The sequence below is a fragment of the Spirosoma sp. KNUC1025 genome (genome assembly GCF_045160025.1).
Classification (GTDB): Bacteria; Bacteroidota; Bacteroidia; order Cytophagales; family Spirosomataceae; genus Spirosoma.
On record NZ_CP087139.1, the window covers coordinates 5,915,776 to 5,936,419 of the forward strand.

Sequence of the window (20,644 nt, forward strand, 5' to 3'; positions counted from 1 at the left end):
GTTTCGATAGGTGATTTTTCAGGCACGTAACGCGCCCCGCTTTTGCAGTGCTTTATCGCTCCAGACGGCGGCAATCAGAATCAGCCCCAGAATGATATCCTGCCAGTAACCCGACACCCGCGCCAGCACCATTACGTTACTGACCAGGCCCATAAACACCGCTCCCAGCAACGCGCCCATAATTTTACCATGCCCACCTGACAGGCTTGCTCCACCCAGAATAGCCGCCGTAATGACCCGCAATTCCAGACCACGCCCGGCAGTAGGCAAGGCCGTACCAAGTCGCGATGAAAGGAGTATGCCCGCTACGCCCGCCAGTAAAGCGGTGAGCGTAAACCCCCAGAGTTTCATTCGTCTGGTACGTATCCCGGAGAGTTCGGCTGCGTGTTCGTTGCCGCCAATGTAATAGTAGCGCCGAAAAAATACCGTTTTGTTCATCAAAAAAGCAAACGTACCCACTGTAAACAGCATGTACCAGACCGGCATCTGAATACCCAGCAACCGCGACTGGCTGATGGCATTGAACCAGTACGGTAAATTCTGAATACCTGATCCGCTGATGAGTAAAGCGCCCCCCGTACGATACCCATTGCGGCCAGCGTTTGAATCATGGGATTGATGCCTTGATACGCAATGAGATAGCCGTTAACAGCACCGATTAAACCAGCACTGACCAGCGCCAGCAACAGCGCAAACGGCACAGGCATGCCAAACGTCATCATACCGTAAGCCGCTACGCCCCCCGAAAAGGCAACGACCGAACCCACGGATAAATCAAAAACGCCCGATACCAGCAGCAACATCATGCCCACCGCCACAATTGTGTCGATGCTTAGGTTGAGCAGTAGCTGGCTCCAGTTGCCGAACGTGGGAAACGTTTGCGGAAAAACCATAGCTGCTACCAGGCCAACCAGTACGATGGTGAACGTCAGCGAGTAGGTTCGTTCCTGAAAAAGTAGACGCATGAAAAGAATGGCTGATGCCTGTTGTATACTACTGAGAATGAATCACGCATTCTACAAGATTCATTTTTACAGAGCTGGGTAATTCTTTGTGGCATCGTCCAGCACCAATACCCAATCCTGCCCATACCCTTTTGAGGGAGGAGTAAATAGCTGCGCCTGCTGATTGCCGAACGTACCGGCGGGCTGGGTTTTTCCCGAACGGGGGTCAAACCAGGTAGCTGTAACACTTTTTCCGGTAATCTTACCCGGATTCACGGTAAACGGTTTCCCGGTTGCCGAATAGATAAATGCGTAATCGGCCCCTCGTGTAGCCTGAATCCGTTCGGCAGAGCTAAGGTTATTTTCGACGATCAGCGATTGGTCGGGAACGCGGTCGAGCAGAGGGCGGGCCGTCAACAAATGCCGGACGTGCTTCATCTGGTTGGCACCGGGTAGTTCCATAGCTTCCTGCCAGTAAAGGTGTGGGCCATTGACCGACGGGCGCTTGGTACTGTACATCTGCCAGATGTCGTGGCAGCCATAGGTATGTCCATGCGCGCCAGCAAACAGATCCAGGTAAGCGTAAACGCGTATGTCATAGGCATTCGACGTACCTAAATCTTTCGCGTTGAAACAAACCGGATGGTCTTCGTAAATGGGCTCGGCATCCATGGTGGGCCGGACTGGCTGACTCTTGTATGATACGGCAATATGGTCGTACATGGGGGTAAAGCGGCAATGCCCGTTCTGGTGCATGTTGAAGTCGAACCAGGCTTCGTCCTTAAACCATTTTGACGATCCTCCGTCGAGGCCGTTCGGCTGCGGATGATACGATATCAGCGCTTTATCGGCTCCCCCAACGCTCTGCTGAATACCCTCGGCCATAGCCCGCCAGATGGCCACATCCTGCGACCCATCGCGCGGGTTTCGGTCGCCCCCCAGAATCCAGATGATGTTTTCGCGGTTTTTGTAACGATTACCCAGATAGCTCCCATACACCTTCGCATTGGTCGGGTTAAAAATTTCGGGTCCCTGTCCCCAGGTACTCTTAAAAACCTTGTCACCCCAGGTGGGCAGAAATGCAATCACAATACCGTATTGAGCCGCTTTATCGATTACGTAATCGACATGCTTGAAATAAGCGTCATTCGGTTTGGTTGGGTCATTATCCTGGAGTGGAGTATCGCCGTAAGGATTGGGTTCTTTCAGCCCGTCAAATTCGGCCAGCGCGACGGCCTGTACAACTGTAAACCCCTGTTCGGCCCGTCGTTTGAGGTATTGGTCTGCTTCTTCCCGATTGAGCCGATGAAACAATTCCCAGGCCGTATCACCCATCCAGAAAAAGGGTGTGCCATTCTGATGAACCAGATATCGTTTGTTATCGGAGACCTTCAATCGGCCATTGGAAAAGGGCTGTTGGGCCATAACCAACCCCTGCCAGAGCAACAGGCCAGCCAGAAGAATGCGTTTTTTCATGAGCGATAAGGATTTAGTGGAGTGGGTGGGCTAATCAAACCGACAACTTTTACAGTCGCTGTAGCTCGACAATCATCGAGCTGTAATGTCTTTGACCTGCTCACGAATGTCGTCCATGTCGAAAATACGTTGCCAGCCTTCGCGGAATAAAATCGGTTTGGCCCGTTTCGAGATTTTATAGGCCGCGTCGGAAAACGTACCGTTGACCTCTTTGAACAACACCGCAATCTGAATACGCAAATGACCCAGCACAAAATCGCGGGCAGCCGCTTCGGGTACGCCCAGGGTTACGATCCGGTCGTAACCTTCTTTCACCACTTCCATACAGGTTTGCGCCAGAGTTTCTACCATCGCCGGTTCCAGAATGGCCATCTGCTCGAGCGTGATCCGGTGCGTATCTTTCACCGGCCCATACATTGCCTTCGCCACGCGCTCGCCAAGGGCGTAATCCTGCTCGGTACCATACATCAGCGCAACCACAATCGACTGTTTTGCCGATATGCCCCCGTAAAAATCCCGAAAAGCGGCTTCAGTTGGCTCCCAGTTGAACACCGACGGATGACACGGATGCGCAATTACGTAGCCAAGATCGTCGCGGTGAGCAATAACGCCATCCAGCGGAGCTGCCGGGTCCAGCGTCAGTACCAGCGACCCCGTTTTCATTTGCGGAATAATCTGTTCCGACAACTTACCAATCGCAACATCGGGCAACGCCAGTATCACTACGTCGGCATCAGACACGGCAGCGTCTGGTTCGCTGACCGTTACGCCCCGTTTCTGAAGATTTTCAATCCCCTGAGGAGCAACTTCAAGGTACGAAACTTCATACTCAGGCAGTTTCAGAAAATTATCCGTCAGTCGGCAGCCCATTTTGCCACCTGCGCCTACTAAAGCTATTTTAGTCATGATTTATGGGTTAAAAAGGCAGGGCGGTTTAGAACAGGCCAGACGCGGACGTACCATGCAAAGCCTATTTAATTGCTACCCCGTATACCAAACATGGCAAACTAAAAACAGAATAACTCACTATTTTTCAGGTACGTAATACTCTCTTCTGCCCAGGCAGCCTCTTTCGTGATGGTGTCAGTCAGGTCTGGTTCCGGAACAACCCATTGCTCCAGAATAGCCGTCCGGCAGCGTCCATACGGGTTTATCTGTTGTACGAGCCAGGGGATATTCAGCATACCCTGTCCGGCAGGTCGCCCGTCGATCTGAAAACCCATCAGATGCGGCAGGCGCCGAATACCAAAGTCTTTCAGATGCAGATTAACCGTGTAAGGAGCCAGCGTATTTACCACGTCAGCCAAGCCTTCGCCCGCCCCCATCGAATTCACAGAGTCCAGACAAATACCGATCTGCAAACTGCCTACGCGCTCCATTATCTCCGCAAATTCGCCCGCCAAAAGCCGGTCGTGATTCTCGATTCCTAACGTAATACCCATTTTCTCCAGCGAGGGTACTGCATTTTTAAGTATGCCAATCACTGCATCGATAGCGGGTTTGTAGGCTCCCTTATCAATCACAAAGCGTAACAACCGGCTTTTCAGGTAAACACTCAGCTCGATATACCGACTAAGGTGTTCATCGGTTAAGCCCCGCGCGCCAACTTCCAGCTGAATACCTCGCTGCCCGGTTTCCTGCTTTAATGCAGCTAACCGTCCGACCGACAACTCATGCAAAGGCAAGTTATCGCCAAACTGCACCAATCTGACACCCAGCTGCTCAGCCCGACTCAGCAATGTCAGTTCATCAATCGGCTTTGGCGGACAATGATTTCCCGGATCGCCAACAGCCCAGCCGAATGTGTATGTGCTGATACCCAGCTGCATAGGTCACAGTGAATGTCGCAGCGTCAGGCCGCCGGGGTTAGCAATCTTCGCGCGCTGTCGGTTTGCCAGCAGTTGCCCGGCAGTTTGGCCCATCTGCGAAAAATCCGTGGAAATAACGCTGATACCTCCTGCCAGAATTTCTTTCATTGGTGTATCATCGTAGGAAAGCAAGCCAACCTGTTCACCGAGTATTAAGCCCAGCGCGTCAACGTCTTTCAAAAACGAAACCAGATCCCGGTCGGCAAAAAGCAGAAACACCTCCCCGACTTTCACCAGGTCAGTTGAGTACGTATCGACCACCCGACATGCGAAACCAAAATCCTCACTGAAGCGCCATAGACCACGTAAAAGTCCGGCCGGTACGTACTGAAACCGGTCTTTCGACAACACCAATGTTAGTCGATCATACCGCCGGAGCCGCTCGAAAGCCGCCATCAGCGCACTGTACATATCCTGCTCAAAATCTTGATAAACAGCGGAGTAATCGCCCGGCAGCGTTGGTAAGGTCTGATCGAGCAGCAGCAGTTTTTCAAGCGGAATCAGCGCGACGATATCCGATACGTCATCATCGAAATGTGGCATCAGTACGTAGGCGTTGAAGCGACCGAGGTTGTTCCGTACCAACGTTTCAAAAACGGCCGGGTTATAATGATGAAAGAATACGCTCAGGGTCGAATCATCCGGCAAAGCCGCTTTCAGCGCATCGTACAGCGTTTCTTTGTAAGCGTTGAGCGTATCAAAAATGACCAGTACGTTCAGTGACGAACGCACGTTGGTACTGGCTACATAAAATCCTTTGCCATGCTGTGAACGCACTATCCCGCGCTGTCGTAAATCTTCATAGGCTTTGGCCACTGTTACTTTGGCTACCCCCTGCCTGCTGGCCCATTCGCTGATCGACGGTAATTGCTGACCAAGCTCGAGCGTACCCTGCTCAATATCAGAGAGCACAGTTTCAATCAACTGCTGGTATTTCGGCTGATCAATTACCCCTTCTCGCATCAACGTATTACTTTTTCCAGAAATTCTTGCAAAGAAATGAAAAGGATTTACTTTTGCTTTACAGTTAGCTAGTACAGTAGAGTACAGTAGAGATGGTGCAAATGTACAAAGTTGGTTTTGAAATAATCAAATAAATTCTCCTAAAAAGTAAAAAATAGTCGCTCGTAGTTATGGCTCCAGAACCCGTCAACCTGATGTTAAAACTAGCCGTTAAGAGTGTCGAGCTGTTGCTGCTACGTTCGCTTATAGGATTCTTTCGTTCGCTGAATAGGTCTTTCGCCTGTTAATCATGCTCAAATTCGCTGTAATTGGTACGGGTTTTTGGGCTAACTACCAGATCCCGGCCTGGTTTGAGGTAGGTGGAGTGGAATTGGTGGCGCTTTACAACCGCACACGTTCCAGGGCTGAAGGTTTTGCCCAGCAGTTTAACGTAGCGAACGTATATGATGATGTCGATGAACTGCTTGACCAACATGCCGCAGAACTCGATTTTGTCGATATCATAACCGACGTAGACACTCATTCATTCTTCACAGCGAAAGCCGTAGCGCGTGGGCTTGATGTGATTTGCCAGAAACCAATGAGTTCTGGTCTGGAAGCGGCCCGCCAGATGGTAGAAGTCGGGCATCGGGCGGGTGTGCGTCTATTTATCCACGAAAACTTTCGCTGGCAGGCCCCCATTCGCAAACTCAAAGAAATCATCGATTCGGGCGTCATTGGCCGCCCGTTTAAAGCGCGGGTTAGTTTCTGCTCCGCCTTTCCGGTATTCGACAATCAGCCGTTTCTGGCCGAGCTGGATCAGTTTATTCTGACCGATATTGGCTCACATATTCTGGATGTTTGCCGCTTTCTTTTTGGCGAAGCCGAATCACTCTATTGCCAGACGTCGCGGGTCAATCCACGAATCAAAGGAGAAGACGTAGCAAACGTTCTTTTGCGTATGCAGAGCGGCCTTACCTGCTACGCCGAAATGTCATATGCATCGATCCTCGAACGCGAAGCGTTTCCACAAACGCTGGCGTTGGTTGAAGGTGAAAACGGTTCGATACAACTGACGCATGATTTCCAGCTCCGTATTACAACCCGAACTGGTACGGTCACCACGGAGGGACGCCCCACTCTGTATTCCTGGCTTGATCCAGCCTATGCGGTTGTGCATGCATCCATCGTAGATTGCAATAGAAATCTATTGGCCGGTTTACAGGGAACGGGCCAAACCGAAACCACCGCCGACGATAATTTTGAAACCATTCGACTGGTCTATGCCGCTTACGACTCCGCCACCCGAAACAAGGTTATTTATTTGAACAGGTAGAAGCCATTGACGTCTATGCTCCAGCTACTTGGCCTAAGCAAGCAATTTCCCGGTGTAAAAGCCCTCGACAACGTATCACTCAGCATACATGCGGGCGAAATCCATGCTCTCTGTGGCGAAAATGGAGCCGGAAAAAGCACGTTGATGAATATTCTGACCGGAAACCTGCAACCCGATACCGGCCAGATTCTGCTAAATCAACAACCCATCCAGATTAGCGGACCAGCTCAGGCAACCGAACTGGGCATTGCCATTGTCTATCAGCAGCTAAGTTTGATAGACGGCTTGACAGTAGCTGAAAACATTTTTGCCAACCGACAGCCACGAACCAGCCTGGGTCTGATTCAATACAAAGCTTTATACCAACAAACGCAACAGCTCTTAAATCAACTTGCCTTAACCGATTTACACCCGCAAACTCGCGTTGCTGACCTGTCGCCCGGTCAAAAACAGATGGTTGAGATTGCCAAAGCGTTGTCGCAAAACCCGGACATTTTGTTGCTGGATGAACCGACTGCTTCGCTCACCGGGCGCGAAACCGACATTCTGTTCTCGCTGCTACGTCAGTTGAAAGCTCAGGGCAAGGCTATTGTTTATATTTCGCACCGCTTAGCCGAAATTTTTGCGCTGGCCGACGTAGTATCTGTCCTGAAAGATGGGCGTTATCAGGCAACCGAGCGAGTAAGCAACGTAACATACGACTGGCTCATTGGTCGCATGGTTGGCCGAGAGATCACAATGGATAAAAGCGCATCTGTAGCAACAAAAGACGTTTTACTGCAAGTAGAAAATCTATCCGGCGAGCGTTTTCAGCACATTAGCTTTCACCTGCACCGGGGCGAAATTCTGGGGCTGGCGGGTTTGGTAGGTGCGGGTCGTACGGAGATAGCCCGAGCGATTTTTGGTATCGATGCGCACTCATCAGGAACGATCCGGCTGAAGGGGCAGACCGTTCAGATAAAGCATCCGGCCGATGCCGTACAATTGGGCATTGGTTATTTGCCTGAAGAACGAAAGCGGTTGGGCTTGTTTATGGAACAGTCTGTAGCACAGAATATTGTTACGGCATGTCCTCCGGCAAAAGGGCTCTGGTTCGACGCTGGAAAGGTGAAGACCGTGTCCGAATCGTTTCGCGAACAGCTGGGCATTCGGACACCGTCGGTTCAGGAACGGGTTGGGAATCTGAGCGGAGGAAACCAGCAAAAAACAATGCTGGCCCGCTGGCTACTGGCGAATCCGGACGTACTGATCGTGGACGAGCCAACGCATGGAATCGACATTGGTGGTAAAGCCGAAATCTATGCACTGCTTCGTCAGTTGGCGGCACAGGGCAAAGGAATAATACTGATTTCCAGCGAGCTACCCGAATTACTGGCGTTGTCGGACCGCATTCTGGTCATACGTGAAGGCGAATTAGCGGGTGAACTGAATGGTGCAAACGCCACTGAAAAAGAAATTATGACGCTGGCAACAAAATAGCCTGAACCGATACCTGTAAACCATTGCTCCATGCCCCAACAACCCTATTTTCTGCAGGCTGGCCCCGTTGAAGCTCGCTACGAAAATGGTTTCCTTCGGTACCTGACCGTTGGTGATGCAGAAATTCTTCGGATGATTTATTTCGCCATTCGGGACCATAACTGGCTTACCGCTACGTTGACGATTACCGACGAAGTAGTTACGCAAAATGCCCGTTCATTTCATATTCAGTACAACTGGCACATCGACGATCTGGGGATTAGGATGGCAGGTCAGGTTACCTTTCAGGGCGACGAAGCAGGAACCATTTCAGTCGATTTCTACGGAAAAACACTCAATTCTTTTCAGAAAAACCGGATTGGCCTCTGCATTTTACATCCTGTTGAGGGCGTACTGGGACAACCCGCTGCCATAATCGACCCCGCCGGCAACGTAACCAAAGCCCATTTCCCGACGTTTATCAGCCCGCATCAACCCTTTTTGAACATACAGACGTTACGTTGGCAACCAGCCTCCGGCCTTATCTGGCAGCTTGATTTCTCAGGCGATGTATTCGAGACGGAAGACCAGCGAAACTGGACCGATGCGTCGTTTAAAACGTATTCGACGCCACTAACCCAGCCCAAACCCGTTACGGTTTCGGTTGGTGACGAGTTTCAGCAGCAGGTAGTATTCAGTGTTGCCAAACAGCCTATATCTATTTCTGTCGATGCCAATGTAGTTGGCGAGATGGAGCGGGAAATTGCCACCATGCAACCAACGCATCCACGAATTGGTGTCGGGCAATGGGCAGGTGGGCCGCCCCTGACTGAATCCGAAATTAGGTTACTTCGCCAGCTGGATTTGTCGCATTTACGCGCAGACGTATTCTTCAGCCTGCCCAACTGGCAAACTTATTTGAGCAATGCCATCGCTGATGCGCAAAGTTTGGCAATTCCGCTTGAGCTAGCCGTTTTTTTCGGCGATGATCCAGCAACCGAGCTAAAAACCTTGCAGGGCGTATTGCAGTCTCAATCTGTCACGATACGTTCTATGCTGCTCTTCAATGCGGCTACGTTGAAAACGTCGGATAATCTGTTACAAGCACTAGTGCCGATGATACGTAATGACTGGACTAACCTGGCTATTGGGGGCGGTACGGATGATAATTTTGCGGAGTTAAACCGTAATCCTTTTGATTTTGAGCTAGTTGATTTTGTTACGTATTCCATCAATCCCCAGGTGCACGCCTTCGATGATCTGACGTTACGGGAAAACATAGCCGGACAGGCAGATACCGTCGTAACAGCCCGGCACATAAGTGGTGGTAAACCCGTTCATATCTCACCCGTTACGCTCCGCCCTCGATTCACGACTGTAGCCGGAACCGCAACCGAGCGTCTGGAAACAGCCGCTGACCACCGGCAGCGCACGGATTTTGGCGCTGAATGGACGTACCAGAGCCTTGCTGCTTTAGCGAAAGCCGGAGTGGAGGCCATTACGTATTATCAATCGCACGGACCGGCCGGTTTGGTAAGTGGCAGCACAGCCTATCCGGTATATGACGTTTTAAAGAATTACAAAGGCTAAGTGCTATCTCACTGCGGCAATACTATTGTCAGCCAGTTGACCAGCGCTAATGAAACCAGCGTTTGATTACGTACCCTTTCCACAGCCAGAAACCCGACAGAATCACAGCGGGTAAAATGATGGCCCTGACGGTGAAAGCAGCCTGCGGTATGCTGGCAACTGGCCCGTAGATATAACCAACAATGGGAATGCTGGCCAGAATATGAAACCAGCGAATGAGACTTCGTTCGGTAGACGCTTTCATGGACGAGTGAACTAGCTGACTGACCAAAATTACCCACAAAAAGCAACACAAATATCAACGCCACAATACCCACGTATAGACTTGGATGAGTTGTAAGTTGCGTTTCGGTGTACATGATCGTTTGCTGGTTTATCTGTCCGTTGACTAGACTACCGCGACTAACCTCTATGAATGTGCCGACGAACAGGATTCAGGATAATTTCCGATGCTCACTAAGGAATTTTTAATCTGCGCAAACACTCGATTTCCGTCGGCTGTTATATCCTACATACATTGTCGAATTCAATCCTGTCTTTGTCGGTTCTACACAGAGTACGACATAATTTTTTCACGGCATTTTTGCAAAAAATCAACGGCAAAAAAATGAGAAAAATCATTCTGTATCTGCAACTGTCGCTTGATGGAGTTGTTTCAGACCCGGACAAATGGGCGACGATAAGCGATGAAATTATTGCGAGTTCACTGGAAGCGTATAAATCGCTGGATACCATACTTGTAGGCAGCAATGGCTATGCATCATTGGCCGAATATTGGCAACAGGCTGAGCACACATCTGAGTCAGAAATTGAGCGTCGGTTTGCCAAAGAAATAAATAACATAAAAAAATATGTTATCTCCCGTTCAAATGTCGATCTTGTCTGGAAAAATTCCGAGCAATTATTTATAAACGATGAAGCATCCCTAGTCAGCGAAATTAACAAACTCAGACAAACCGAAGGCAAAAACATCTCTGTTGAAAGTGGACTGAAAACCTGGCAGTTATTCCTGAAAAACGACCTTTTTGACGAGTTAGCCCTATTCTTCCATCCAGTTATTGCCGGTCATGGCGACAAACTGTTCACCGATCTCAACAAAACAAACTTAGAACTAATAAACACCAAAAAACACGAAAATGGTGTAATAAGTCTTCATTATAAAAAAGCGTAAACATAACTTTTTAGCGTAGCAACTATAATTCTTTTTTAGCGTTGTGTAGGTTAATATTCACACACAAAAAACGACTCAATCTATTTGATAATTTAGCAAAAAAAATCACATCAATATTTTTTTATGAATCTAAGAATTATCTATTTAAATTTTACGGTTATTTTTTGGTTATTACGTCGTAATTTACCCCCTATTTTGTCGCTTTCATACGCTGCTTCTTTTAGCGAATCCATTTACCTTTGATTATAAACCAATCGGGTAAATAACATGCAGAAAATCACAACATTCCTGACATTCAACAATCAGGCTGAAGAAGCCGCGAATCTGTACACGTCGGTATTTAACAATTCAAAAATCGGAGCCATTAGCCGATACGGAGAGGCTGGCCCGGCAACGGCTGGAAGCGTAATGTCTGTTTCATTTCAACTCGACGGTCAGGAATTCATTGCCTTAAACGGTGGACCACATTTCAAGTTTGCTGAGGGTATTTCGCTTTTTGTCTACTGCGAAAATCAGGAAGAAGTGGATAAATATTGGGAGACGCTTTCCGAAGGTGGTGAACAGGGTCCTTGCGGCTGGCTGAAAGACAGATTTGGAGTATCCTGGCAAATTGTTCCGTCCATCTTAAACAAACTCCTTCAGGACAAAGACCGCGAAAAATCACAACGGGTTATGCAGGCTATGCTCAAGATGTCTAAACTGGATGTCGCTACGTTGGAGCAGGCCTATAACGGCTAAGCCTGCTCCCTGAATATCGGGTGGCTTTATTATAAAATGGTTGCCAAAACCCACATCAGACCTTACTTAGTCCTGGCAACGGGGTTGAGTAAGGTCTGATGATTTATAAGCATATAGATAATCTATATCAGTGGTTAGTTTTAAATGGTCATATATATTATTGGTCTATACAATATATAACTTTAGCCGTGTTTAATGGTATTCCGCCCTACTGATTGGCCTTATCTATGATAAAACGGTTTATACGCGTTTTCTTGGCATTCCTCATCCTTTCTATATGTCTCTGGATCATTTCACGATCCAGAACCTTTCAGTTTTTCGGTGAGATTTATCCCGAATCGATACCCCTAAAAAAGTAGTTGCGCTGACGTTTGACGATGGCCCGACTGGCAAAACCGACAGTATTTTAGCCATACTCGACCGCACGAATGTTAAAGCAACTTTTTTCGTGACAGGCAAAGACCTCGAAAAAAATAGAATGCAGGGGCAGAAGATTGTTTCGGCGGGGCACCAGCTCGGCAATCATACGTACTCACATACCCGTATGGTCTTGAAAACAATGAGCTATATAAAGAGGGAAATCGAAAAAACGGATTCGCTGATTCGTTTAACTGGTTACCGCGATGAAATCCTTTTCAGACCACCAAATGGAAAAAAGTTGTTTGTTCTTCCTTATTATTTGAAACAAACCAATCGAAAAACCATCATGTGGGATGTGGAACCAGAATCCTATACAGAAATAGCCAGTGGCTCGGAAGCAATTATGAAACAGGTTCTGGAGAAAACCCGCCCTGGATCTATTATTCTGTTACACCCCATGAACGACGGCCGAAACGAATCCGTAAAAGCCATAACAGGTATTGTAAACGGCCTAAAGCAGCGCGGGTACACGTTTAAAACCGTTACTGAGTTATTTCAGTACGCTGAGCAGTAGTTAAGTAAGAGCATTTCGGCATAACGGCTAGTCAAAAGCAAACTAACCACAAAGCCCTCTAATCGAAGTAACTCTGTTATTTATTTTTTCACAAAATGGTAAACAAAACAAAAGATACTAGAAGACTCCCTTTTGAAACTAATATTTGTAAATCGGATACAAAATCAACATATTTCAAAGAATGCTGAAGCACAGGATTTGACTGATAATAAAAATAAAACGTCTGTTCAATTCACTTTACAATTAACTATTAATTAACACTTTATAAATAAATACCAGGTATTCTACCTGGCTAAAATGTGAGAAAGAATTATTAAACGCGACGAATATTTTCAATAAATACCCATCTATAGGTACGCGAAACAGGCCCAATTTTCCATCATACTCACCATTAAACGGCTATTAAAATTGAGACGTTTTTTTACTATTGTCACCTCAAAAAACTTTTTTTAGATAAAAAATTATCATTTTAGCAAGTATATTAATAATATCGCACAATCGGGACTGGTTTGATGACTGCTCTACCTATGAAATGTGTCGTTGACCGTTAGGCTTTTCCCGGCATTACGTTATCTAACTATTATTTTCTTCATGATGCATTTTTTATCGCATTATCCTTTTGTACGAAGGAGAGAGGCCGTACAATGGGTTGTCATCCTGCTTGTTGGTTTATTGTCCCTCAGCAACCAACTTTTCGCTCAGCTCCCGTCTGGGTTTTCCAAAAGTATCATTCAGGAGAATTACACCAATCCGGTTGGTATGGTTTTCTCTACGGATGGAAATCAGTTTTTCGTCTGGGAAAAAAGCGGAAAGGTCTATGTGTCAAACTGGAATGGCTCTTCGTATGTCCGCCAGAGTACACCTGTTCTGGATATCAGTGAGGAAGTTGGCGAATGGAATGATTTCGGCTTACACAGTTTCTGTCTGGACCCCAATTACCAGACCAACGGCCTGATCTATCTATTTTATGTTGTTGACCTGCATCACCTGCTATACTACGGTACACCACAGTACAGCAGCTCAGCCAACATGTATCGCCATGCAACAATCAGCCGGGTTACACGGTATCATCTTCAAACGTCGGGAGGTAATCTGACTACCGATTATTACAGCCGGAAAGTATTATTCGGAGAATCCATTTCAACAGGCTCTCCCATTACCTATGAATCGCACGCTGGAGGTAGCCTGCTTTTTGGTCGTGATGGTACGCTCTTGCTATCTACGGGCGATGGTGGCCACCACGATGGTGTGGATGTTGGTAGCCGCAGTGAAACGTTTTTTCAGGAATCACTCAATTATGGCATGATGCGGCCCAACGAGAATGTTGGGGCTATGCGTGCCCAAATGGTCAACTCGTTTGCCGGTAAAGTCTTACGTATGGACCCGGCTACGGGCGATGGTATACCCAGCAATCCATTTTATAATGGTGCAAGTCCACGGTCTCCCCAGTCGCGGATGTGGACAATGGGACTAAGAAATCCGTATCGGATGAGCTTACAGCCCGGTACAGGCAGCACATCGGCGAACGATGCCAACCCAGGTAAACTTCTGATCGATGATGTTGGCTGGTTTAGATTCGAAGATTTTCACGTAGTAGATAAAGGCGGGCTGAACTGCGGCTGGCCGTTGTATGAAGGGCTGGACCCAACCATTGCCTACTATGGCACGAACGTACGTAACAAAGACGAACCTGGCGAGCCAACCTTCGAAAGCCTGTGCCTACAGCCGACGACTTACATCGATAATTCGAACGCGAAACTCCGCCGTTTTACCCACTCAAGACCAGCTCTCGAGTACAACCATAGCTCTCCGGCCGCTACACGGGTACCCGCTTTTAGTGGAACTACGCCAATTGCCCGAACCATCGGCACAACCGGCGCACCATCGGGCAACTCGTTTTTTGGGCTGTGTATCATTGGCGGTATCTATTACACAGGCAATCAGTTTCCGGCGATGTATAAAAACACGTACTTCCTGACGGATCACAGCCAGGGATGGCTGAAAAATCTGGAGCTACACAACGAAGGAGACCATGTCGTTGATGAGGTCCGCGATTTTGCGCCAACTAATTTCGACTACGGCATACTGGATATGAAACAAAATCCCCGCGATGGATCAATTTACTACGTCCGTATCCAGGGAACCATATCACGGATCAGTTATGGAGGAAACCAGCCACCCGTTGCCAATGCAACCTCAAATGTAACATATGGCACTTCACCGCTTACCGTTCAGTTTACAGGGTCAAACTCGGTTGATCCGGAAGGACAGGCGCTTTCGTACCTCTGGAATTTTGGCGATGGTACCACCTCAAATCAGGCTAACCCAACTCACGTATTTACCGACCCGAGCGTTCGAAAATTCACGGTTACGCTGGTCGTTACAGACAATCAGGGGCAGGCTTCTACGCCAAAAGAGATTGTTATTTCGGTGAACAACACCCCACCAACCGCGCAGATCACCAATCCTGCGCCGGGTACGTTGTATTCTATGAGCCAGGCGACCAACTATACGCTACAGGCTAATGTAACGGATACAGATATGAGCAATATGGCCTATGAATGGACCGTAATACTTCAGCATAACAACCATACACACCCGGACCCTGTGCTAACCAGCCCCAATCCAGTCATTTCGATTTCTCCGGTAGGCTGCAGCCCCAACGAATCCTATTCGTACCGGATTACCCTGAAAGTGACCGATAAAGGTGGACTGACAGCCACGAGTTCGGTGGTACTTTATCCGGATTGTGGCTCTGCCAGCTCATTGGTCAGCAACGTAACGGCCACCCGGCAGTTAAATGCGGTTCAGGTCAATTGGATCAATCCAAACATTATGTTTGACGAGATACTGGTTGCGGCTAAAACAGATATAGGATTTACAGATAAGCCCAATGGTGCATCGTCCTACACGGCCGATGCCAATTTTAATGGAAATGGCAGCCCATTTGAAGGCGGGAAAGTCGTTTATAAAGGAAAAGGCACTAACGTTACCGTAACCAGCCTGAATCCCTTGTTTCAGTACTATTTCCGGGTATATACCCGGGTAGGCAATACCTGGAACGGTGGCGTAGAGGTGAGTGCGATTCCGAATCTGGCTCCGGTAGCTCCCGCTATCACACTCCCGTTTGCGATACAGGGCCAGGGCTATAATTTTACCATCCCCGCCTTTACCGACCCAGAAGGTCAGTCAATCACGTATTCAGCTACGAACCTGCCGGGCTGGCTGAGTTTTGATACGCAGGCACGGCGATTAAGCGGAACGCCCACGCAAACAGCCAGTTACACGATCAATGTTACGGCAACAGATGGAGGCAATTTGGGCACCACGGTTCCTTTAGTGCTTATGACTGGGCCAAACTTACCGCCGGTTGCTCCTACACTAATTACGCAGACAGCCCAGGTGAATAAGCCTCTCAGCTATACCTTCCCCGCGTTTACCGACCAGCCGGGCCAAAACCTCACGTATTCGGCAAACGGCTTACCGGGCTGGCTGAGTTTCAACAGTTCGACGCGTGTGTTTACAGGAACACCGCCCCAAACAGGAAACTATTCGGCGTCCATTACAGCAACCGACCCATACAATTCCTCGGCCTCGATTACCTTAAATATTACGGTTATCAACGTTCCGCCAGACTTAACGCCGGTTATGTATGCTCGTTCCTCGGGATTAAATGGGGAAAAGCCCATCACCATTGTCGTAGATATTTTTGAGCTGAAAGGTGTATCCACTAGTGGATCGATCACCGTTAAGGTCAATAAAGATCCCAAGTACAACTTAAGCTTTTCAAATACGGCCACGTCGATAGGGGGACGTTCGGTACAGAACAACGTGTGGAGTTTTCAGGGCGTCTCGGACGAAGATTATTATGTGCTTTCCACCAATCAGTCGATAGCAGGGAGCGGCACTCTGTCGTTTGGATTAACTGGCATATTAACCCCAGGCTCAACGTCAGGGAGCCTTACGCCCACGGCAGTCATCATGGGGGGAAGCGGAGGAGAAGTAATCATCAACAATAATTCTGATGGAGACAAGATCGAGTATTTTCAGCAATGAGTAATGCAGGCGGGATAAGTGAGCCATTTAAAAATAATTTGGCCGACGAGTCTGCGGGAGAAATCCTGCGCTAGATTCCCTGTTTTCGCTTATTTTTAGCTGATTTTTCTCCAATCCTCATATCTGAATCGTACATGAAAGACAAAAAACGGTCGGTCGCGTCAGCTTCTGGTGAAACCAACTCCCGCCGTCAGTTTCTTAAAACGCTGGGTATCGCCAGTACGGCCGCTGCTACGGCACCCGTTGCACTGGCCGAAACCACGACTTCTCCTCTGCCCCAATACCTGGATCTGGTTCGCAGCCACAGCAGTACGGCCGCCAACGACAAGGTCCGCATTGCCCTGATCGGTACGGGGGGCATGGGTATCGGCGATACACAGACAGCGTTGATGGTGGATGGCGTTGAAATGGTAGCCGCCTGTGATCTTTACGACGGCCGGTTGCGCCGGGCCCGAGAACTCTGGGGCGAGCAACTGCCAGTGACCAAAGACTACCGGGAAATCCTGGAACGTACGGATGTCGACGCGATTATCAATGGTACTACCGACCACTGGCACCAGAAGATCTCTACCGATGCCATGCGCAAAGGCAAGCACGTGTACTGCGAGAAGCCTATGGTACAGAAGTTTGAGGATGGGCATACGCTGATCAAAGTAGCCAAAGAAACAGGTAAAGTGTTTCAGGTAGGGAGCCAGTTTGCCAGTTCATTGCTCATTGCGAAAGCCCGTGAGCTGATGAAAGCAGGCGACATTGGCGAATTGGTTTTCGCAGAAGCTATCTACGATCGTCATAGTGCGATGGGAGCCTGGCAATATTCGATTCCGCCCGATGCATCGCCCCAAACCGTTGATTGGGATACGTATCTGGGAACAGCACCCAAACGCCCCTGGGACCCGCTTCGCTTTTTCCGCTGGCGGAATTATACCGACTACGGTACGGGTATTGCCGGTGATCTGTATGTTCACTTACTTACCTCGCTTCATTGCGTTACCGGCTCGAAAGGCCCTACCCGGATTTACTCAACGGGCGGCACCCGGTACTGGAAGGATGGACGCGACGTACCTGACATTCAGCTCAGTATTTACGACTATCCCAAAACGGCCGAGCATCCCGAATTTAACCTAACTACCCGTTCAAACTTTGTGGATGGCGGTGGTGGTAACTATCTGGTTCGGATTGTAGGCACAGAAGGTGATTTGTCCCTTGGTTTCGACAGTCTGACTGTTCACCGGAATAAATTCCCGAAAGCGCCGGGTATGTCAATTGACAATTTCCCCAAAGATCAGAAAGAGCTGTTTGTGGCTGAATACAATAAACTGTATCCGCAGACACCCGAACTGGTTGGCCCTAAGGAGTTTAAATACACGTTCCCAAAAGAATACAAAGGCGACCGTTACGAGCACTTCGTTAATTTCTTCAATTCGATTCGGACTGGCGCGCCGAACATTGAAGACGCTACGTTTGGTTTGCGTGCCTGTGGGCCAACGCAGTGTGGCAACATGAGCTATTATCAGAAGAAAGTGGTCGGTTGGGATCCAATTAACATGAAAATTCTGAATGCTACGTAGCAGGTAGGCCAATAGATTCTCCGTGTAAATCAGAGGTATTTCATTAAAAGGTGGGCAAAATCGATACGTATTTTGCTTACCTTTTTTGTTTGGCATAATCACTACGCGGAAAACTATACCAAATTTCGCCATAATAAAAAAATGCCATATATTTATGCAGCACTTTCTAAAATATCCGAATAATCATTAACCTACATGATAAAAAATTACATAAAATTAATTACTGGCATACTCCTCTTGCCTACGCTACTCCTAGCTCAAAGTAAACAGACGAAATCGACTTCTGAGAAAAATCTGGAGCAACTAAAGCAGCAGGCAGTCGTAGCTATTGATCAGCGGAAAGATCAGGCGCAACAGATTAATGACATGCTCTTTAGCTTTGCCGAATTAGGTTTTCAGGAAGAAGAGTCATTCAAGTATTTAACCAATATTCTTGAAAAAGAAGGGTTTACGATTCAAAAGGGTATTGCCGGAATGCCAACCGCCTGGATAGCAACCTGGGGATCTGGAAAACCTGTCATTGCTATCGGCTCCGATGTCGACTGTATTCCGAAAGCGAGTCAGAAGCCCGGCGTTGCCTACAAGGACCCTATCGTTGAAGGTGCTCCCGGTCATGGCGAAGGGCACAATTCAGGGCAGGCGTTGAACATTGTGGCGGCTCTAACGGTGAAGCAGTTGATGGAGAAAAATAAGCTGTCGGGTACATTAATGCTCTGGCCGGGCGTTGCGGAGGAACTGCTGGGTGCGAAAGCGTTTTATGTTCGAGATGGCTATTTCAAAGACGTTGATGCCTGTATTTTCACCCACGTAGGCGATAATATGAGCGTTGCTTACGGCGATGCGGGCTATAACGGTATGATTTCGGTTAAGTTTACGTTTGAAGGGCAGGCCGCCCACGCAGCCGGAGCCCCCTGGCGTGGACGTAGCGCGCTGGATGCTGTTGAGCTGATGAACATCGGCTGGAATTATCGGCGCGAACATCTTGAGCTTACCCAACGCTCGCATTACGTGATCTCCGACGGTGGCGATCAGCCCAACGTAGTACCATCGAAGGCATCGGTCTGGTATTACTTCCGGGAACGTTCCTACCCTAAAATTAAAGCCCTGTTTGAGAAAGGTATTAAAATGGCTGAGGGTGCCGCCATGATGACCGACACAAAGTTCACCTATGAGATTCTGGGTTCGGCATGGCCCGGGCACTTCAATAAGCCAATAGCGGCTACCATGTACCAGAACATTAAACGAATTGGCCTGCCAGGCTGGTCGCCTGAAGATCAGATGCTAGCAAAAGCAACGCAAAAAGAACTCCAGTCGCCAAACCTCGCTGGTCTGGATATCAAGCTGGATACAATCGGTACGCCCGTTCCCAGTGCCCCAACCATGATGATGGGCGGTCAATCGATGGTGCCGCTGACGGGTGGCTCCGACGACATTTCGGATATTTCGTGGTCAGTACCGACGGTCGTTCTGGTTTACCCATCCAACATTCCTGGCCTACCGGGCCACCACTGGTCCAACGCCATTGCGATGGCAACTCCAATCGCCCATAAAGGAGTAGTTGCCGGTGCCAAGGTTGAAGCTATGACCTTGCTGGATATGATTCTGAAACCCGAAATTATTCAGGAGGCCAAAACGTATTACACCGACGAACAAACGAAAGAGACGAAATATACGCCACTGATTTCCTCGAAAGAGATTCCGGCTATCTATCTCAACAAGAAAATAATGGCTGAATTCAAACCCAAGCTTGAGAAATTCTATTACGATCCGACAAAATATAAAACCTACCTGGAGCAGCTTGGCATCAAGTACCCAACCCTGCGGGAAGATCAGCGGGCTGAGCTGATGAAAAAGTCAGAAACAAAAGGAAAATAGCATACCAAAAGCAAAAATCAGCCCCGACAAGAGATTCTTGTCGGGGCTGATTTTTGCCGAAAAATGGCGAAAGAATACTACGTAACTCTTCCCGAATTGGGTTAAAGTATTTGAAAATTTGCACCTTTGCCGACGTACCTATTGCCCTAAATATGAAAATCTGTTACGCTTTATTATTGGGCTATCTTCTGGCTCAGCCGGTTCTGGCCCAAACGAAACCTTCGACCAGGAAACCACTCAAACCTACCCCCGATTTGATTGGGCTCATTACCGTAAATCCAGAATCCGTTCATGGCTCGACAACGCTAACGGCCTTTATCGATGTCATCGAAACAAAAAAAGTCCCTACCTCGGGAGTCATTACGGTATACGTTTTAAAAATAAGCTCATTTATCGACTTTACGTTCGACCCGAAAGCGACCGCTGTTGGCGAGAACAACGTGCAGAATGCTAGCTGGAGCCTCGACGCGACCACGAATCCCGATTACTATATTTTTACTTCAACGAAAACCATCGCAGGGGGTGCTGTATCGACGATTGGCCTGACTGGCACGTTTACCCCTAGCACGGCAGGAAAAACTGGGTTGACTATGAGTATATCACAAGGCAGCGGGGGCGAAATCAATCATGGAAACAACGTAGCCAGCACAGCGATTACGTATTGGCCCAAATAATACCTTTTCAAAAA

The 20,644-nt window shown here is 48.4% G+C and carries 15 protein-coding genes and 1 pseudogene; 10 read left to right on the top strand and 6 right to left on the bottom strand.

Annotated elements, in window-relative coordinates:
• Positions 1-18 precede the first annotated feature (18 nt).
• The 5 genes and pseudogenes from LN737_RS25880 to LN737_RS25900 all read right to left on the bottom strand — a co-directional run bounded on the left by LN737_RS25880 (position 19) and on the right by LN737_RS25900 (position 5,251).
• Positions 19-965, bottom strand: a pseudogene (locus LN737_RS25880) (ABC transporter permease).
• A gap of 66 nt (positions 966-1,031) precedes the next feature.
• A complete protein-coding gene (locus LN737_RS25885; RefSeq protein WP_405513363.1) occupies positions 1,032-2,420 on the bottom strand; it encodes a glycoside hydrolase family 140 protein in 1,389 nt (462 codons plus the stop codon).
• Between the two features lie 72 nt (positions 2,421-2,492).
• Positions 2,493-3,326, bottom strand: a complete 834-nt coding sequence (locus LN737_RS25890; RefSeq protein WP_405513365.1) for a phosphogluconate dehydrogenase C-terminal domain-containing protein — start codon at positions 3,324-3,326, stop codon at positions 2,493-2,495.
• 101 nt (positions 3,327-3,427) lie between these two features.
• Positions 3,428-4,249: a sugar phosphate isomerase/epimerase gene (locus LN737_RS25895; protein WP_405513367.1), complete on the bottom strand. Its 822-nt coding sequence runs from the start codon at positions 4,247-4,249 to the stop codon at positions 3,428-3,430.
• Between the two features lie 3 nt (positions 4,250-4,252).
• A complete protein-coding gene (locus tag LN737_RS25900; protein ID WP_405513369.1) occupies positions 4,253-5,251 on the bottom strand; it encodes a GntR family transcriptional regulator in 999 nt (332 codons plus the stop codon).
• Between the two features lie 289 nt (positions 5,252-5,540).
• Here LN737_RS25900 and LN737_RS25905 point away from each other — a divergent pair, with 289 nt between their 5' ends.
• From LN737_RS25905 to LN737_RS25915, 3 genes are read left to right on the top strand one after another with little or no spacing between them, the layout of a single operon-like run.
• Positions 5,541-6,566: a Gfo/Idh/MocA family protein gene (locus LN737_RS25905; RefSeq protein WP_405513371.1), complete on the top strand. Its 1,026-nt coding sequence runs from the start codon at positions 5,541-5,543 to the stop codon at positions 6,564-6,566.
• Between the two features lie 15 nt (positions 6,567-6,581).
• Positions 6,582-8,045, top strand: a complete 1,464-nt coding sequence (locus tag LN737_RS25910) for a sugar ABC transporter ATP-binding protein (RefSeq protein ID WP_405513373.1) — start codon at positions 6,582-6,584, stop codon at positions 8,043-8,045.
• A gap of 30 nt (positions 8,046-8,075) precedes the next feature.
• The gene (locus tag LN737_RS25915; RefSeq protein ID WP_405513375.1) at positions 8,076-9,614 is read left to right on the top strand and encodes a hypothetical protein; all 1,539 of its coding nucleotides are present in this window, start codon (positions 8,076-8,078) and stop codon (positions 9,612-9,614) included.
• 46 nt (positions 9,615-9,660) lie between these two features.
• On the opposite strand, the gene LN737_RS25920 is transcribed toward LN737_RS25915, so the two are convergent.
• Complete coding sequence (locus LN737_RS25920) at positions 9,661-9,858, bottom strand: hypothetical protein (RefSeq protein ID WP_405513376.1); 198 nt, start codon at positions 9,856-9,858, stop codon at positions 9,661-9,663.
• Positions 9,859-10,197: 339 nt separating this feature from the next.
• Between LN737_RS25920 and LN737_RS25925 the strand changes: the two genes are divergently transcribed.
• The 7 genes from LN737_RS25925 (at position 10,198) to LN737_RS25955 (ending at position 20,630) form a co-directional block, all read left to right on the top strand.
• Positions 10,198-10,785 (top strand): dihydrofolate reductase family protein, encoded by a 588-nt coding sequence (locus LN737_RS25925; protein ID WP_405513381.1) that lies wholly within the window; start codon positions 10,198-10,200, stop codon positions 10,783-10,785.
• Positions 10,786-11,052: 267 nt separating this feature from the next.
• Complete coding sequence (locus LN737_RS25930) at positions 11,053-11,523, top strand: VOC family protein (RefSeq protein WP_405513384.1); 471 nt, start codon at positions 11,053-11,055, stop codon at positions 11,521-11,523.
• 337 nt (positions 11,524-11,860) lie between these two features.
• The gene (locus LN737_RS25935) at positions 11,861-12,457 is read left to right on the top strand and encodes a polysaccharide deacetylase family protein (protein WP_405520523.1); all 597 of its coding nucleotides are present in this window, start codon (positions 11,861-11,863) and stop codon (positions 12,455-12,457) included.
• 591 nt (positions 12,458-13,048) lie between these two features.
• Complete coding sequence (locus LN737_RS25940; RefSeq protein ID WP_405513386.1) at positions 13,049-16,513, top strand: putative Ig domain-containing protein; 3,465 nt, start codon at positions 13,049-13,051, stop codon at positions 16,511-16,513.
• A gap of 134 nt (positions 16,514-16,647) precedes the next feature.
• A complete protein-coding gene (locus LN737_RS25945; RefSeq protein WP_405513388.1) occupies positions 16,648-18,081 on the top strand; it encodes a Gfo/Idh/MocA family protein in 1,434 nt (477 codons plus the stop codon).
• Between the two features lie 195 nt (positions 18,082-18,276).
• Positions 18,277-19,956 carry an amidohydrolase gene (locus LN737_RS25950; RefSeq protein ID WP_405513390.1) on the top strand — a complete coding sequence of 560 codons (1,680 nt, stop codon included), beginning with the start codon at positions 18,277-18,279 and terminating at the stop codon, positions 19,954-19,956.
• A gap of 152 nt (positions 19,957-20,108) precedes the next feature.
• Entirely contained in the window at positions 20,109-20,630 is a 522-nt protein-coding gene (locus tag LN737_RS25955; protein ID WP_405513392.1) for a hypothetical protein, read from the top strand.
• Positions 20,631-20,644 lie beyond the last annotated feature (14 nt).